This is a genomic window from Dactylosporangium sp. McL0621 (genome assembly GCF_049995355.1).
Classification (GTDB): domain Bacteria; phylum Actinomycetota; class Actinomycetes; order Mycobacteriales; family Micromonosporaceae; genus Dactylosporangium.
Genome location: NZ_CP188259.1, coordinates 1,579,806 through 1,595,473, shown reverse-complemented (window position 1 = coordinate 1,595,473; position 15,668 = coordinate 1,579,806). Strand labels below are relative to the sequence as shown.

15 protein-coding genes are annotated in these 15,668 nt (G+C 72.0%); 7 read left to right on the top strand and 8 right to left on the bottom strand.

Going from position 1 to position 15,668, the window contains the following annotated elements:
- Positions 1-140 precede the first annotated feature (140 nt).
- Together ACPPVO_RS07360 and ACPPVO_RS07355 are read left to right on the top strand one after the other, a co-directional pair.
- The gene (locus ACPPVO_RS07360; protein WP_426510497.1) at positions 141-1,334 is read left to right on the top strand and encodes a methyltransferase domain-containing protein; all 1,194 of its coding nucleotides are present in this window, start codon (positions 141-143) and stop codon (positions 1,332-1,334) included.
- Between the two features lie 43 nt (positions 1,335-1,377).
- Entirely contained in the window at positions 1,378-2,259 is an 882-nt protein-coding gene (locus ACPPVO_RS07355; RefSeq protein ID WP_426510496.1) for a glycosyltransferase, read from the top strand.
- A 49-nt stretch (positions 2,260-2,308) separates the two neighbouring features.
- Here the strand turns inward: ACPPVO_RS07355 and ACPPVO_RS07350 are convergent, their stop codons facing one another.
- Complete coding sequence (locus ACPPVO_RS07350; protein WP_426510495.1) at positions 2,309-3,799, bottom strand: sugar transferase; 1,491 nt, start codon at positions 3,797-3,799, stop codon at positions 2,309-2,311.
- Between the two features lie 782 nt (positions 3,800-4,581).
- On the opposite strand from ACPPVO_RS07350, the gene ACPPVO_RS07345 reads away from it, so the two are divergent.
- Positions 4,582-5,700: a glycosyltransferase gene (locus ACPPVO_RS07345; RefSeq protein WP_426510494.1), complete on the top strand. Its 1,119-nt coding sequence runs from the start codon at positions 4,582-4,584 to the stop codon at positions 5,698-5,700.
- Positions 5,701-5,867: 167 nt separating this feature from the next.
- On the opposite strand, the gene ACPPVO_RS07340 is transcribed toward ACPPVO_RS07345, so the two are convergent.
- The 6 genes from ACPPVO_RS07340 to ACPPVO_RS07315 form a co-directional block, all read right to left on the bottom strand.
- The gene (locus ACPPVO_RS07340) at positions 5,868-6,149 is read right to left on the bottom strand and encodes a hypothetical protein (protein ID WP_426514563.1); all 282 of its coding nucleotides are present in this window, start codon (positions 6,147-6,149) and stop codon (positions 5,868-5,870) included.
- Positions 6,150-6,220: 71 nt separating this feature from the next.
- Positions 6,221-8,008, bottom strand: a complete 1,788-nt coding sequence (locus ACPPVO_RS07335) for a 3-hydroxyacyl-CoA dehydrogenase family protein (protein WP_426510493.1) — start codon at positions 8,006-8,008, stop codon at positions 6,221-6,223.
- A gap of 92 nt (positions 8,009-8,100) precedes the next feature.
- The gene (locus ACPPVO_RS07330; RefSeq protein ID WP_426510492.1) at positions 8,101-8,871 is read right to left on the bottom strand and encodes a maleylpyruvate isomerase family mycothiol-dependent enzyme; all 771 of its coding nucleotides are present in this window, start codon (positions 8,869-8,871) and stop codon (positions 8,101-8,103) included.
- A 69-nt stretch (positions 8,872-8,940) separates the two neighbouring features.
- Positions 8,941-9,441, bottom strand: a complete 501-nt coding sequence (locus ACPPVO_RS07325; protein WP_426510491.1) for a DUF456 domain-containing protein — start codon at positions 9,439-9,441, stop codon at positions 8,941-8,943.
- Positions 9,442-9,483: 42 nt separating this feature from the next.
- Positions 9,484-10,479 (bottom strand): alpha/beta fold hydrolase, encoded by a 996-nt coding sequence (locus ACPPVO_RS07320; protein WP_426510490.1) that lies wholly within the window; start codon positions 10,477-10,479, stop codon positions 9,484-9,486.
- 55 nt (positions 10,480-10,534) lie between these two features.
- Complete coding sequence (locus tag ACPPVO_RS07315; RefSeq protein ID WP_360369125.1) at positions 10,535-10,942, bottom strand: DUF7144 family membrane protein; 408 nt, start codon at positions 10,940-10,942, stop codon at positions 10,535-10,537.
- An 88-nt stretch (positions 10,943-11,030) separates the two neighbouring features.
- Here ACPPVO_RS07315 and ACPPVO_RS07310 point away from each other — a divergent pair, with 88 nt between their 5' ends.
- From ACPPVO_RS07310 to ACPPVO_RS07300, 3 genes are read left to right on the top strand one after another with little or no spacing between them, the layout of a single operon-like run.
- Positions 11,031-11,387: a DoxX family protein gene (locus ACPPVO_RS07310; protein ID WP_426510489.1), complete on the top strand. Its 357-nt coding sequence runs from the start codon at positions 11,031-11,033 to the stop codon at positions 11,385-11,387.
- A gap of 56 nt (positions 11,388-11,443) precedes the next feature.
- Positions 11,444-11,947, top strand: a complete 504-nt coding sequence (locus ACPPVO_RS07305; protein ID WP_426510488.1) for a MarR family winged helix-turn-helix transcriptional regulator — start codon at positions 11,444-11,446, stop codon at positions 11,945-11,947.
- Between the two features lie 30 nt (positions 11,948-11,977).
- On the top strand, positions 11,978-12,679 hold the full coding sequence (locus ACPPVO_RS07300; protein WP_426510487.1) for an SDR family NAD(P)-dependent oxidoreductase: 702 nt from the start codon (positions 11,978-11,980) through the stop codon (positions 12,677-12,679).
- A gap of 160 nt (positions 12,680-12,839) precedes the next feature.
- Here ACPPVO_RS07300 and ACPPVO_RS07295 read toward each other — a convergent pair whose 3' ends face one another.
- Positions 12,840-13,670 carry an alpha/beta fold hydrolase gene (locus tag ACPPVO_RS07295; protein ID WP_426510486.1) on the bottom strand — a complete coding sequence of 277 codons (831 nt, stop codon included), beginning with the start codon at positions 13,668-13,670 and terminating at the stop codon, positions 12,840-12,842.
- A gap of 118 nt (positions 13,671-13,788) precedes the next feature.
- Here ACPPVO_RS07295 and ACPPVO_RS07290 point away from each other — a divergent pair, with 118 nt between their 5' ends.
- Positions 13,789-15,294: an aldehyde dehydrogenase family protein gene (locus ACPPVO_RS07290; protein ID WP_426510485.1), complete on the top strand. Its 1,506-nt coding sequence runs from the start codon at positions 13,789-13,791 to the stop codon at positions 15,292-15,294.
- The last annotated feature ends 374 nt before the right edge of the window (positions 15,295-15,668 follow it).

The following is a 15,668-nucleotide window of genomic DNA, read 5'->3' as shown; positions in this document are numbered from 1 at the left end:
CTAGGCTGCTCGCCACAGTCAGGTAATCGACAGACGACACCGTGGCCGTTTGACGACCCATAAACTTCCGCCCGTCGACGATCGTTCGGGAGCTTTACTATGTGCGTGTTCGTCACTGTCTCTGCCGGGTGGGTGACGGCGTGACCACGGAACAGGCCGCCCGAGTCTGCGACGCCTGCGGCGAGGACAAGCTCGTACCGTTCGCCGACCTCGGCGACGTCCCGGTCCAGAGCGGCGTGCACTGGGAGGCGCACGGCGACGCGGTCGCCGCGCCGCTCGCCCGGATGGTGCCGGCCGCCTGCCCGCGCTGCGCCTACGTGCGCAACGCGGCGTTCGACCCGGACCTGCTGGTCTACGACACCGCGATGGACACCAGCCGGTACTTCTCCCCGACGTTCCAGCGGTTCTCCGCCGAGCTCGTCGAGAACCTCAACGAGCGCTACGACCTGCACGGCAAGCTCGTGCTGGACCTCGGGTGCGGGCAGGGCGAGTTCCTGCAGGAGCTGACCCGCGTCGGCGGCGCCCGGGGCGTCGGCTACGACGCGCGGTACGCCGGCGAGGAGGGCGAGCAGGGCTCCACCACGTTCCACAGCGTGCTCGCCCCGCGCGGGAGCGGCCTGCCGGCGTACGACTTCTTCACCTCGCGGCACTGGTTCCAGCACCTCGACGACCCCTACGAGTTCCTGGTCGACCTGCGCGAGCAGGCCGGCGGGCGCGAGGTCTTCGGCTACGTCGAGGTGCCCGACGCGGCCCACGAGCTGGCCTCGGCCGGCTGGGAGGTCGCCTACCCGCAGGTGTCGTACTTCGGCGCCTACTCCCTGGCGATCCTCTTCGGCCGCGCCGGCTGGACCGTCGAGTCGACCGGGACGCTGTTCTCCGGCATGTACCGCTACATCGAGGTCTCGGCGAACCGCCCGCGCGCGGGCGGGCACGTCGCGCACACCGGCGAGCTCCCGTCGCTGCGGGCGCGCGACAAGCAGCTCGCCACGCTGGCGGGCTTCGCCGACCGGCACCACGCCGAGCGCGAGCGCTGGCGGTCCACGATCGCGCGGCTGGATGCCGAGGGCGCCCGGCCGGTGCTGTGGGGGGCCGGATCGCGGGGCGTGCAGCTGCTCACCCTCGCCGACCGCGACCTCGCCCTGGCCGGCGTGGTCGACCTCAACCCGCGCAAATGGGGACGGTTCCTGCCGGTCACCGGGCACCGCGTCGACCCGCCGTCGTCGCTTACCGCCCTGCAGCCCAAGGCGGTCGTCATCACCAACGCGGCGTACCACGAGGAGATCGCCAAGGCCCTCGTGGAGCTCGGCGTCGCCGCGGAGATCCTCGTCGCCTGACCCGGGCGGCCCACTGGTGCACTCCCGTACGAGAGGTGGTCCGGTGACGGGTCCGCTGGTCAGCATCGTCGTTCCCGCCCACAACGAGGCCGCGGTCATCGGGGCCAACCTGCGCCGGCTGCTGGAGGGCACCACGCCCGGCGAATTCGACGTCATCGTCGTGGCGAACGCGTGCGGCGACCGCACGGCCGAGGTCGCGGCCGAGGCCGGGGTGCGGGTGCTGGAGACCTCGATCCCCGGCAAGGTGCCGGCGCTGCGCCTCGGCGACGAGGCCTGCCGGACCTTCCCCCGGATCTACCTCGACGCCGACGTCGAGCTGACCGCCGACTCCGTCCGGGCCCTGGTGCGCGCCTGCGAACGGCCGGGCGTGCTGGCCTGCGCCCCGGTGCCCGAGCTCGACCTGGCCCGGGTCGGCCGCCTCGTGCGGCGCGTGCACCGCGTGCACGACCGGCTCATCGCGCCGATGCGCGCGCTCGCCGGGGTCGGCGTCTACGTGCTCACCGAGGCGGGCCACGCCCGGGTCTTCCCGATGCCGGACGTGATCGCCGACGACGGCTGGGTGCACGCCAGCTTCGGCCCGGACGAGCGGGTCGTGGTGGCCGAGGCCCGGTCGCTGGTGCGCCCGGCCCGCACCGTCAAGGCCCACCTGAACCGCCGCGTCCGCGTGCGCCGCGGCAACCGCCAGCTCGCCGGCCTCCAGCGGGCCCACGCCGAGGGCGGGCCCGGCCTCCAGCGGGCCCATGCCGAGGGCGGGCCCGGCCTGGGCTCCCTCGCCGCCCTGCTCCGCCGCCGCGAGGTGAGCCCGGTCGACGCCGCCTGCTACCTGAGCGTGCTCGTCCTGGACCGCACGCTCAGCCGGGTGCGCCGCGACCGGGCCGGCTGGGGCAGCGACCTCAGCACCCGGTCGGCCCTCAGCATGGACTGACACGACGAAGGCCCCCGGCGCGCCGGGGGCCTTGGTTCCACGCAAGAGATCAGTAGGCGCCGGTCCCGCGGACCACCGCGTTCGCCGTTCGGGCCAGGATGCGCAGGTCGAGCAGCGGCGACCAGTTGTCGACGTAGTTGAGGTCGAGCCGCACCGACTCCTGCCAGGACAGCTCCGAGCGGCCGCTGACCTGCCACAGCCCGGTCATGCCCGGCTTGACCAGCAGCCGGCGGCGTACGTCCTCGTCATAGGCGGCGACCTCCGACATCAGCGGCGGGCGGGGGCCGACCATCGACATCGTGCCGTTGATGACGTTGAGCAGCTGCGGCAGCTCGTCCAGCGAGGTGCGGCGCAGGATCGAGCCGACCTTGGTCACCCGCGGGTCTCGCTTCATCTTGAACAGCAGGCCCTCGGTGTGCTGGTTGAGGTGCTCGATGTCCTGCCGCAGCTTGTCCGCGTCCTTGACCATGGTGCGGAACTTGAAGCACGTGAACTCCTTGCCGTTGATCCCGGCGCGCGGCTGGCGGAACAGGGCCGGCCCCGGGCTCGTGGCGCGGATCATGATGGCCATCACGATCATGAACGGTCCGGCCAGGATCAGCAGGATCGCGGCCAGCAGCCGGTCGAGCACGTTCTTGACCGCACGCTGCGGGCCGGTGAGGACGGGCGCGCGCACGTGCAGCAGCGGGCCCCCGCCGCTGGGCAGCACGGCCACGCGCTCGGGGGCGACCTCGGGCAGGGCCGGGGCGACCAGCAGCTCGATGTCGTTGTCCGAGAGCTCCCAGGCCAGGCGGCGCATCTTGTACGGGTCCATCTCCAGCGGCAGCGCCACCAGCACCGCGGTACACCCGGCGCCGAGGGCGGTGCCGGCGACGTCCTTGAGGTCGCCGTACACCGGGATGGAGTGAGCGGTGATCTTGCGTGCGTGGTCGAGGTCGGTGATGCAGGCTCCGGCGACCCGCAGACCGTAGGAACGGTCGCGGCGCAGCGCCGTGAGCAGGGTGACGACCGAGTCGGCCGGGCCGATGACCAGGGTGCGCTGGCGGACGTACTCCCGCTGCACGGTGCGCAGCACCGCGAGCGTGGTGTAGCGGCCGGCGATGGTCAGGGCGACGGCGACGGGTACCGCGACGATGATGGGCTTGAGCAGGTACAGCATGTCGAAGAGCACACAGACCGGGGCGAGGATCGCGACCGCGACGACGGCGGCGCGCAGGCTCCGGTAGATCATCCCCGTGTGGTTCTCCAGGAACCAGCGGTCGTACATCCGGCTGCTCGCGAGCAGCAGCAGCCAGAACAGACCGAAGGCGGTGACGGAGTAGGCGGGCGCCACGCCCTCGCCGGGCGCCACGAACGCCCCGCCCATCAGATCGGCGGCCATGAACAGTACGACGGTCGTGATGGTGATCGTGACCGCCAGCGCGTCGCCGAGGAAGGCGACCAGCAGATTACGCCCGGTCGACCGGAGGCGCCGGCGCTGGACCCCAGGGAACGCCGCCATCACCGCGGTCTCGACCGTGGCCGAATCCGCCATGACCATCCCAACCCCCTTTGCGTACCAGCACAGATCCACTAATCGAAGGTTGTGGTGGCGTCCGCCCGCCGCGACAACCCATGCGCGGCCGAACCCCGGCGTAAGGTACCGAGGAAGTCTCATAGACGGTACCGTCGTGCCGCATTCCCGACGTGGCTGAAGGTGCTATTGACACCGTGGGTGCTGCACCTTTGCCCGAACCGTCCACCAATAAGGGGAAAAAGGACAAGACGGAGACCGTGCGGGAAACCCGCTCCAGGTCCGCGGCCGGCGAACTCCGGGCAATCACGCTGCGTCGCCTTAATGACCGGCTATGCCGGACTTAAAGATCCGTGCAGCGACGATGACCGATACCGCCAACCCCATGACCAGGCGAAACGCGTGATCACCGTCCGTTCTGCCATCCTTACATTCGTCGTAAACAAACGGAGCGTCACCATCAAGCCGCCACCTCGGACCACTTCCGCCCTTTGCTCGCATCCTTGTATACCGGTTGTCGCCCGATCCGGCGGTCGAACGCAATGGCGCAAGGAATGTTTCAACGCATGAGCACAAATAGCCGGGCAGACTTTCCGCACCGCTGACGCGAGAGTAGCAGCGCCCACCGGCGCGACGGCAGGCGGACCCGAGCCAGGTTTGTGTCCGGAATGATCGTTTTAGCAGCTCGCACGGCCTCCCCGCCGGGTTCTCACCCGGCCTGTCGGCGGACTTCCCCCGGTACTTTCGGCTAATTCACCCCCGCCGCCGGTACTATCCGGGAAGCTTCAGCCGCGCCGTGGGAGCCGCTAGTGAGTCAGCCAGCACCGGTCCTCAGCATCATCACCGTCACGCACAACTCCCGCGAGGTTCTGCTCAAGGGGCTGGCCGCGCTGCGGACGGGCACCGAGGTCCCGGCCGAAATGATCGTGGTCGACAACGGCTCCACCGACAACACCGCGGCCGCGGTGCGCCACGCCTTTCGCGCGGTCGCGCTGATCCGCCGCGACGAGCCGCTGCCGGCGCCCGTCGCGCTCAACCTCGGCGCCGCCCGCGCCCGCGCGCCCTGGCTGCTCTTCCTCGACCCCGGCCTGCAGCCGATCGACGACACGGTGCGGACGCTCGTCGAGTACGCGGGCTCGCACCCCGACGACCGGCTGTACACCGGCCGGACCCTGCGCGAGCGGGTCTCCCCCGGCCGCGCGCCGCTCACCGCCCGCCTCGCGCCCGTCCTCGCCCGCCTGCCCTTGCCGGCCCGCGACCGCGTGGAGGCCGGCCGCTCGCCGCTCTCCGGCCTGCTCGCCCTCGGGCGCACGCCGCACGCCGGCCGCGACCGCATCGACGACGGGCGCACCGTGGAGGGGCCGCCGTCGCTGCTCGGCACCGCCTGCCTGGCCGCCGGGCTGCCCTACGATCCCGAGCGGCTGCCGCGGCTGGACCGCGCGATCGGCGGCGAGGTGCCGGCCGTGACGCCCCGGATGCTGCTCATCGAGCGCGAGCTGTGGCGGCGGCTGGGCGGGTTCGACGAGCGGATGCCCACGGCGGATCTGTCGGTACGCGCACGAGCCCTCGGCGCCCGCCCGGTCCTCGTGCCCGACGCGCAGATGGCCGCCATCGCCCCGGATCGCCCGGCCGGACGGCACTCGGCGCTGGACCCCGAGCGCCCGGGGCCCCGCCTGGTGAGCACGGCGCTGCTGACCGAGCGGATGGCCTTCGCGCACCGGCACCTCGCGCCCGCCCGGGCGCGGGCCGCGGGGCTGATCCTGAGCGCGGCGGCGCTCGTGCGCTCGGCGACCGGCGAGCCGTGGCTGTCGATCTGGCGCCGCCGCGACTCCTGGCTGTCGGCCGCAGAGCCGATGCCGTTCGTCCCGATCCAGGACCGCCCGCCGTCGTCGCTGCTGCGCCGCGACCTGTCCCGCCCCGACCGTTAGGGGCTGTATCGAAGTGGGGGTCGGAGCGAGGCGAGGCTCAGGCGTCGGCTGGGGCCGCGCCGGGCGCGCCCCGATACCGGGCTTGTATCGGGGTGACCGCTACGGTTCCCGGCGGCGTCTGAGTCCGCCGCAGCCCGGCCATCCACTTCGATACAGCCCCTAGTCGCTCAGCCGTACCGCGGCGCGCTGCGGCTGCGCTGGACGTTCGGGCCGCGCCGGTCGCGGGCGCGCCAGCAGCCGGTGTGCCAGTGCCGGCGGTCGGTCAGGTCGCCGCGCTCGTCCGCGGGCCAGGCCACCAGGTGCGGCACGCCTTGGCCGATCTCCTGGTCACAACCCGGGCAGCGGTACGCCTTCGTCGCCCCGCCCGCCGGGATGTTGCGCACCTGCCACTCCCCGTCGCTCCACTGCTGCACGGCGCCGACGCCCCGCTTGATCCGGTCGAGGTCGATCGGCGGCGGTGCGTCGTCGCGCTTGGGGTGGTTGCGCCGGGGGGACACGCATTCAGCGTATCCGGCGGGAACTACCGCTTCGAATAGTCGCGGAATCCCCGGGCCACCTTGCGACCCAGGTAGCCGGCCGTGACCAGATGCTCCAGGAGCGGGGCGGGGGCGAAGCCGGGCTCGCGCAGCTCGAGGTACAGCTCCCGCTGGATCGCCAGGGCCACGTCGAGCCCGACGACGTCGAGCAGCTCGAACGGGCCCATCGGGTAGCCGCAGCCCAGCTTCATCGCGTGGTCGATGTCGTCGGCGGTCGAGTACGAGGCCTCGACCATCTTGACGGCGTCGTTGAGGTACGGGAACAGCAGCGCGTTGACGACGAACCCGGAGCGGTCGGCGCACACGACCGCGTGCTTGTCCACGGCCCGGCACAGCGCGGTGGCGGCGGCGACTGTCGCGTCGGAGGTGCGGATCGTGCGCACCACCTCGACCAGGCCCATCACCGGCGCCGGGTTGAAGAAGTGCAGCCCGACCACGTCGGCGGGGCGCTCGGTGGCCACCGCGAGCTCGATCACCGGCAGGCTCGACGTGGTGGTCGCGAGCACGACGCCGGGCTTGCAGATCTCGTCGAGCGAGGCGAAGAGCGCCTTCTTGACCGACAGCTCCTCCACGACGGCCTCGACGACGAGGTCGACGTCGGCCAGGTGCTCGATCGTCGCCGACCAGGTGACCCGGCCCAGCGCCGCGTCCCGCCCGGCCTCGTCGAGCCGGCCGCGCACGACCGCCTTGTTCAGCGACGTCTTGAGCGTCTCGAAGGTGCGGCCCGACTGCTCGGCGCCGCGGGTCACGGAGACGACCTCGAGCCCGGCGCGCGCGAAGACCTCGATGATGCCGGTGGCCATGGTGCCGGAGCCGACGACGCCGACCTTCGCGACCGCCGGCCCCGCCGCGGTCTTCCCGCCGCCGGCGGCCGGGGTGGCCTCGTCGGGCACGACGACGGGCGAGCCCGGCTTCTCGTACGTGTAGAAGCCCCGGCCCGACTTCCGCCCGAGCAGCCCGGCCGTGACCATCTGCTTGATGAGCGGCACGGGGGCGTGGCGGCGGTCGCGGCCGCCGCGGCGGTACATGGTGTCGAGGATCTCGTAAGCGGTGTCGAGCCCGATGAGGTCCATGAGCGCGAGCGGACCCATGGGCAGCCCGCAGCCGAGCCGCATGGCCGCGTCGAGGTCCTCGCGGGTGACGTACTTGGCCTCGAGCAGCGAGACCGCCTGGTTGAGGTAGCCGAACAGCAGCGCGTTGGCGATGAACCCGGCCCGGTCGCCGATGGTGACGTCCACCTTGCCCAGCCGCGCGCACAGCGCCTCGATGTCGGCGACCACGTCGTCGGCGGTGACGACGGTGCGCACGACCTCGACGAGCTTCATGATCGGCGCCGGGTTGAAGAAGTGCATGCCCACGACCCGGTCGGGCCGGCTGGTGGCGACCGAGATCTCGGTGACGGAGAGGCTGGAGGTGTTGGTGGCGAGGATGGCGCCCGGCCGGCACACCTTGTCGAGCTCGGCGAAGATGCGCTGCTTGAGCTCGAGCTGCTCGGGCACGGCCTCGATGACCAGGTCCACGTCGCCCAGCGCCGGCAGCCCGACCGCGAAGGTGACCCGGCTCAGCAGCGCGGCGCGCTCGTCCTCGGAGAGCTTGCCCTTGCGCACGGCCCGGTCGACGCTGCCGTGCAGCGTCTCCTGCCCCCGCCGGAGCGCCGCGTCGCTGACCTCGACGGCCAGGACGTCGATCCCGTTGCGGGCGAAGACCTCGACGATGCCGGCCCCCATGGTTCCGAGCCCGACCACCCCGACGGATGCAAACTCGCGCCCCATGTAGCCCGCCTCCCTAACGACCCTTCAGTTCCTGGGCGAGTCTCCCATGCCGGGCACCGTCGATCCGACCTCCTGTGGCATATCCCGCTGTCTCAGGTCCAGCGGATCGTCGCGCGGTCGCGCCAGACCGAGAGCACCGACTCGTCGCCCTGCACGTGGAGGTCGCGCGTGGCGCGGCGGTTCCACAGGGCCAGGTACAGCGCGCTCGCCGGGCCGCGCAGCGAGCAGTCCGCCGGCGTCGTGGCGCCCCGCACGATCGTCGCGCCCTGGGGTGTCATCGCGACCGTCCACTCGTGGGGCCCGTCCGCGGCGGCGCCGTCCAGCGCGTGGACCGACAGCGTGCAGGGCTTCTCGCTGCGCAGGCGGCCGCCGCGGGAGCCGTAGAAGCCCATCAGCAGCTCGTCGATGCCGTCGAGGCCCAGGTCGGCCTCCACGCCGGCGATGTCGCCGACGGCGCCCTGCAGATCGGCCCGGTGGATCGTCGTCTCGTGGGCCTGGCGGCGGGCCCAGAAGCCGAGCGGGGAGTCGGCGGGCAGGAAGTGCCAGCAGGCGGTGTCGGCCGGGGCGGCGCGCAGGAGGTCGACGAGCGCGGTGTGGCCGGCCTGGAACCAGTCGACCAGGGCCGGGTCCTCCGGGAAGGGGCCGACCGCGTCCGCCTCCTCGTCGTCGGTCAGGATGCGGATGCGCCCGTCGCGGACATAGGCGGCGGCCCAGCGGTGGACGTAGCCGACGTGCTGGAGCAGTTCGCGGACCGTCCACTCGGGGCAGGTGGGCACCGGGGCGTCGAAGCCCGCCTTCTCCGCGGCGTCGACGAGATCCAGCCCGGCGCGCTCCAAGGCGTCGATGTGCCGACCGATCTCCATCCCGACACAGTGCCACACGGGTACGACATTTTCGGTCGGGTAGCGGATCGGCGAGGGGGCAACCAGGGGTCAGGCGATGAAGACCCCGGCGAGCCAGATGGCCGCGATGATCAGGCCCGTCGCCAGCTCGATGAGCATCGACAGGCCGGCGGCCTTCAGCGCGTGCTTCGTGGACTGCCAGGCCTGCCGGGAGTCGCTGTGCCGGGCCAGCTCGACGAGGAAGATCGCGAGCACGAAGCCGATCACCAGGCCCACGACCGGGATCACGAAGAAGCCGATGATGCCGCCGATGCCGCCCAGGAACAGGGTCAGGTTGGACACCCCGGCGCGCTTGAGGTTGCGGCCGGGGACGAGGTACTTGGCGACGAGCCCCAGCGCGAGCACCGCCGTGGCCGCGATCCCCACCGCCCACCCGGTCGCCCCGTGCCCGCCGAACACGGCCCACGCCGCCACGCCCGCCCAGCACAGCAGCAGGCCCGGCAGCATGGGCACGAGCACCCCGAGGAGGCCGAGGACCACGCAGATCGGGGTGATGACGGAGATCAGGCCGCCCGTGTCGGTCGCATCCACACCGAACACTGTGCAGCACGCGGCGGCCGGGCGCATCCAGAGTCAGTCGCTCTCCGGTACGAGCTCCCGCAGGATCGCCGCGAAGTCCTCCGGGCGCTCGACGTGCGGGCTGTGCCCGACGCCGGCCCAGACGATCTCCCGGTACGGCCCGTAGCGCTCCAGCACCGCGCGCGTCTGCCCGACCATCGGCTGGGGCGGGCACTCGTCCTCGCCCGGCCAGCCGGGCACGAGGCCGAGCTTGCCCAACTGGGCCAGGTCGAAGAGCGAGGCGTCGGAGACGATCGCATCCTGGTCGCCGCGGACCCACGTGATCGGCGGCTTCACGGCGAGGCCGGCGATCCCGGACAGGTTCAGCCAGCGCGGCGACATGGTGTTGAGCACGCCCTTGGTGCCGGGGCCCAGGCCGGGCCAGCTGTCGCTCGCGGTACCGTCGCCGGGGTATTGCCCTTCGCCGACGGCCGTGGACAGCATGGTGTCGAGCAGCAGCTCCTCGTCGGCCCCGAAGTCGAACCCGGGCGCGGCGTAGAACGCGCGCAGCACGTTGCGGGGGCTGGCCTGCTCGTCCGTGCCGCGGTCCTGGGCGGCCAGCAGCCGGACGAAGTCGGGGTTCGCCGAGGCGCCCCCCGACCCCGCGAAGTCGGGTGTGGTCGGCGTGCCCTCCAGGTCGCGGGTGCCCCCGAAGCCGAAGGGCGAGACCGGCGCCTCCAGCACGAGGGCGCCGATGTGCTCCGGGTGGTCCAGCAGCAGCTGCATCGCCACCCCGCCGCCCATCGAGTGCCCGACCACGGTGACCCGGCCCGACCCGCCGGCGAGCTCGGCCAGCAGCGGCGCCACGTCGTCGGCGAAGTCGCGCAGCCCCCGGGTCGCGTCGATGCCGGGCGCGGGGCTCTTGCCGTAGCCGCGCAGGTCCGGCCGCGCCAGCCGCCAGTGCGGCGGCAGGTGGCGCACGAGGGGCTCCCAGTACCCCGACGAGGAGCAGTTGCCGTGGATGAGCAGGACGGGCGGGCCGGTCTCCGGGCCCTGGGTCGTGACGTGCATCACCGCATGGTCGCACCGGGCCGGGGCCGGTCACATGTGGCCGGCCCACACACTGCTACCGCAGAACGGCCTCCTCACGGCCATACCGCGTCAGCGCCCAGATGACCGCGACGTCGGCGGCGATGATGAGCATCGACCACAGCGGGTAGTACGGCAGGAACAGGAAGTTGGCGATCGCGCTCAGCGAAGCCAGCACGATGCCGAGCACCCGCCCCCACATCTGCCCGGCGAGCACGGCCAGGCCGCCGGCCGCGACGAGCACTCCGAGGGCGAGATGGACCCAGCCCCAGCCCACAACGCTGAAGCCGAAGAGATAGCTGTCGGCCAGGATGTAGAACGTCCGCTCGAAGATCGCCGTGAGCCCCACGACGATCTGGAAGATGCCGATGACGAGCATCATGCTCCCGCCGAACGCGGCGAACCCGGTGACCCAGCGGGAGTCCCTCTGCTGCAACGTCTCCATGCGCACACGGTGGGCGCAGGAGGGATGAACCCCCATCACCCGGCGGCGGGGATAGCCAGAAACTTGATGCTTCAAGTATGCTGCGGCCGTGAACATCTTCCTGTGGGTGCTGCAAGGGCTGCTCGGTGCGGCGTTCATCGGCGCGGGCGCGATGAAGGCGTCGCAGCCCGTCGAGAAGCTGGCCGAGAACATGACCTGGGTCAAGCGGTACAGCACGAACACGGTCCGGCTCATCGGCGTGATGGAGATCCTCGGCGGGCTCGGGCTCATCCTGCCCTGGGCCACCGGCATCGCGACGATCCTGACCCCGCTCGCCGCCGTCGGGCTCGCGCTCATCATGCTCCTGGCGATCGTCGATCATGCCCGCGCCAAGGAGTACCCCATGATCGCCGTCAACGTGGTGCTGGGCGCACTCACCGTGATCATCGCGGTCGGCCGGTTCTGACGATTGCCGGACGCGTCGCTGGCCCATCCGTGCAAGATCCGGGCACCATGGAACCCATGACGGACGAGCCACGATGGCTGGACGACACCGAGCGGCACGCTTGGATGTCGCTGCTGGCCGTCGTGCTCGTCGGGTTCCCGGAGCTCGAGCGCACCTTCCGCCCGCACGGCCTGGTCCACGTCGAGTACGGTCTGCTGGCCGCGCTCAGCGACGCCGGCGAGGGGCTGCGCCTGTCCGACCTCGCGGGGCAGATGAACATGTCGGCCAGCCGGCTGAGCCACCGCATGCGCAAGCTCGTCGACCTCGGCTACGTCGAGATCTCCGGCGACGCCTGCGACGGGCGGGTCAGCATCGCGCGGGTCACCGACGCCGGCCGCGACTTCGCCGAGCAGGTCGCCCCGGCCCACGTGGCCGACGTACGCCGGCTCATCTTCGACCACCTCGACGAGGCCCAGACCCGGGCGCTGGCCGAGGCTCTCGGCGCGGTCGCGGCGAAGCTCGGCGACTCGTGCCCGGGTGCGCCGAAGGGACCACCGGTCCCCGGCGCACCGGCCATGTAAATGCGCCTGCGACAGGAATAGAGTGACCGCATGCGTGCCGTCGTGATCACCGGGGTATCCCGCGGCCTGGGGGCCGCCCTCTTCGACGTGTCAAGCGCGCGCGGTGACCGGGTCCTCGCCGTCGGGCGGCACTTCAGCCCGCAGCAGCAGCTGCTGCGCGACGAGCGGCCCGGGGATGTCACGCTGTTCTCGACCGACATCGCCGACGCGCACTGGCTGCCGGACTACGACACCCTGCGCGGTTTCCTGCGCGATGCCGACGAGGTGGTACTCATCCACAACGCCGCCGTCGTGGAGCCCATCGGCGCCGTCGGCCGGCTCACCACCGAGGCGATCACCAACGCCATCGCGGTCAACCTCACCGCCCCGGTCGTGCTCACCAACACGTTCCTGCGCGCGGCCCCGTCCGACGCGCGCGTGCGGGTGCTGTTCATCTCCTCGGGCGCGGCGCACCGGATCATCGACGGCTGGGCGCTGTACTGCACCACGAAGGCGGCCGGCGAGACCTTCTTCGACGTCGTCGCCTCACAGGTGCGCGACGAGGAGCGGATCAGCATCGTGAACGTCGACCCCGGCCAGATGGACACGGGGATGCAGGAGAACATCCGGCGCGTGGCCGGGACGGGGGCCTACTTCCCCGGGCGGCAGCGCTGGGTCGACGCCCCGGCGGAGGGCCGGCTCGCCGACCCCCTCGCCGTGGCCGAGCGGATCCTCAAGGAACACGCCGCTTAGGCCCTGTCCTGCCGATCATGCCGGCCTGCGCCGGGCCCAGATTCCCCCTGCGCACACCCCGCGAAGGCCGGGTTACAACACCGGTAGCCAGGCCTCCGCGGGGCACACGCAGGCGAAACCTGGACCTCGTCTCGGCTCGACATGACCGGCAGGACAGGACCTAGACCCTCTCGTCCAGGACCTCACGCAGCCGCGCCGCGAACGGCTCGGCGTCGCCGAAACCGCCGTGCCCCCCGGGGAACTCCACGACGGCGGTCTCCAGGCGCGCGCCGAGCTCGCGGCCGGCCCGGTTGGGCGGCTCCCCCGCGCTCGTCGCGCCGACGGCCGGCACGATCCGCACCGGAATGGTGCGCAGGCCGTCGAGGTCGGGCACGTACTCGGAGACCGGCGGCACCTCGTACGCCGCGAAGAAGTCCATGTTCGCCATCATCCGGGCGCCGGACTCGGGCGAGGGCGGGGTGCTCGGCGTGTTGTCGTCGCCGTGCATGTTCATGGCCGCGCGGAAGACCTCCATCGCGGGGCCGGTGCCGCCGTCGTGGTACGCCTCCCCGACCTGGGCCATGACGGTGCGCCAGTGGTCGAAGTCGGGCAGCAGCTCGAACACCGGCGGCTCGTGCGCGATCACCGTGTGGACCATCCCGGGGTACCGGGTCGCGAGCTCCAGCGCGATCACCGCGCCCGAGCTGTTGCCGAACACGTCGGCCGGCTCGTCCTCGGTCACCCCGACGGCGCCGAGCACGCGGTACGCGTCGTCCGCCTGCTCCTCCATGATGATCAGGGCCGGTGGCCCGTCGAGCAGGCTGCGCGAGTTGCCGCGCCGGTCGTAGGTGACGACGGTGCGCTCGGCCGCCAGCTCGCCGGCGAGGGCCGCGAAGCCCTCGGCGTCGTAGATGCCGCCGCAGATCAGCAGCAGTACCGGGCCGCTGCCGCGCACCTCGTAGTACAGGGTTGCACCGGGGACGTCCAGCCGATCGCTCTTCACGGGTTCCATGTGGGCTCCTCCTGGGGTCGTTGTACCCAGCGGTCGGGGCCGGGCACCGGTTCTCGACGTCGGACGGCCGGCCACTCAGGGCCTACTCGTGAGTAATTTCCGGGTTTACACTCGCGCCATGACCGCCACGCGAACGCCCGGCGTCCCCGCCATCGACGAGGGCTCGCTGATATCGACCAACCCCGCCACGGGCGAGGAGGTCGGCCGTTTTCCGGTCGCCTCCGCCGATTCTCTCACCGACGCGGTGGCGCGCGCGCGTGACGCGGCCGCGTGGTGGGCCGGACTCGGGTACGCCGGGCGCAAGCAGCGCCTCCTGGCCTATCGCAGCGTGCTCACCAACCGCCTGGAGGAGCTCGCCGCGCTCATGAACCGGGAGGGCGGCAAGCCCCGGGCGGACGCGCTGGTCGAGGCCATCGCGGCGGTCGACCACATCGCGTGGGCCGCGCAGCACGCGCGCAAGGTGCTGGGCCGGCGCCGGGTGGGCAGCTCGATCCTGCTCAAGGAGCACGCCTCGTACCTCGAGTACCTGCCGTTCGGCGTGATCGGGGTGATCGGGCCGTGGAACTACCCGATCCTCACGCCGATGGGGTCGATCGCGTACGCGCTCGCGGCGGGCAATGCGGTGGTGTTCAAGCCCAGCGAGTACACCCCGGCGGTCGGTCAGTGGTTCGTGGACCGCTTCAACGAGGTCGTCCCCGAGCACCCGGTCCTGCAGATCGTGCACGGCCTCGGCGACGTCGGCGCGGCCCTCTGCCGCAGCGGGGTCGACAAGATCGCCTTCACCGGCTCGACCGCCACCGGCAAGAAGGTCATGGCCGCGGCCGCTGAGTCGCTGACCCCGGTCCTGCTGGAGTGCGGCGGCAAGGACGCGATGGTCGTGGCCGCCGACGCCGACCTGGACGCGGCCGCCGCCTCCTGCGTCTGGGGCGGGCTCACCAACGCCGGTCAGACGTGTGTCGGGATCGAGCGGGTGTACGTCGCGGAGCCGGTCTTCGACGACTTCCTCAACCGCGTGGTCGCGCGCGCGGCCAAGCTCAACGTCGGGGCCGAGCCGGGCGCGGACATCGGCCCGATCACCATGCCGGCGCAGATCGACATCATCCGCCGCCACATCGAGGACGCCCTCACCCGCGGCGGCCGAGCGGTCCTGGGCGGCGCGGAGGCGGTCCAGCCGCCCTACGTCAACCCGACGATCCTCGTGGACGTGCCCGAGGACGCCGCCGCCGTGCAGGAGGAGACCTTCGGCCCGACGCTGACCGTGACGCGCGTACGCGACGCGGCGGAGGGCGTGCGCCTGGCCAACAACACCGGCTACGGCCTGGGCGGCGCGATCTTCTCGAAGTCCAACGGCCTGGCGCTGGCCCGACAGGTACGTTCGGGCATGACGTCGGTCAACTCGGCCCTCACCTTCGCGGGGATGCCGGCGCTGCCCTTCGGCGGGGTCGGGAACTCGGGGTTCGGCCGCATCCACGGAGCGGACGGCCTGCGCGAGTTCACCCGCCCGAAGGCGATCGTGAAGCGCCGCGGCCCGACGGTGCTGGCGGCCGCGACGTTCGACCGCACCGAAAAGACCATGCAGCAGATCCTCCGCGTGGTGAGGGTGGTGCACGGGCGCAGCAAGTAGCCCGGTCGGGGTCACGAAATGTCGGCCGCGTCGCGGCCGACGCAGCCGACATTTCGGACTTATACCTCGTCGGGCGATAAATGCGGTTCGAGGGATTCGGCGCCGGCTCGGGGCGATTAAGCAGTGGGCGGCGGGTCGCGTCTCGGGTGTTCAAGCCACGGCTCGCGGCGGGTGGCGGCCCAGGTTGAGCAGACGGCCGGCGCCGCCGGCGGCTCAGATCAAGCCAATGGCGGGCGGCCAAGGTCAAGCCAGCGGGCTCACGACGGTTGCGGCCCAGGTCAAGCCAGCGGCTCACGACGGTTGCGGCCCAGGTCAAGCCAGCGGCTCACGACGGTTGCGGCCCAGGTCAAGCCAGCGGCTCACGACGGTTGCGG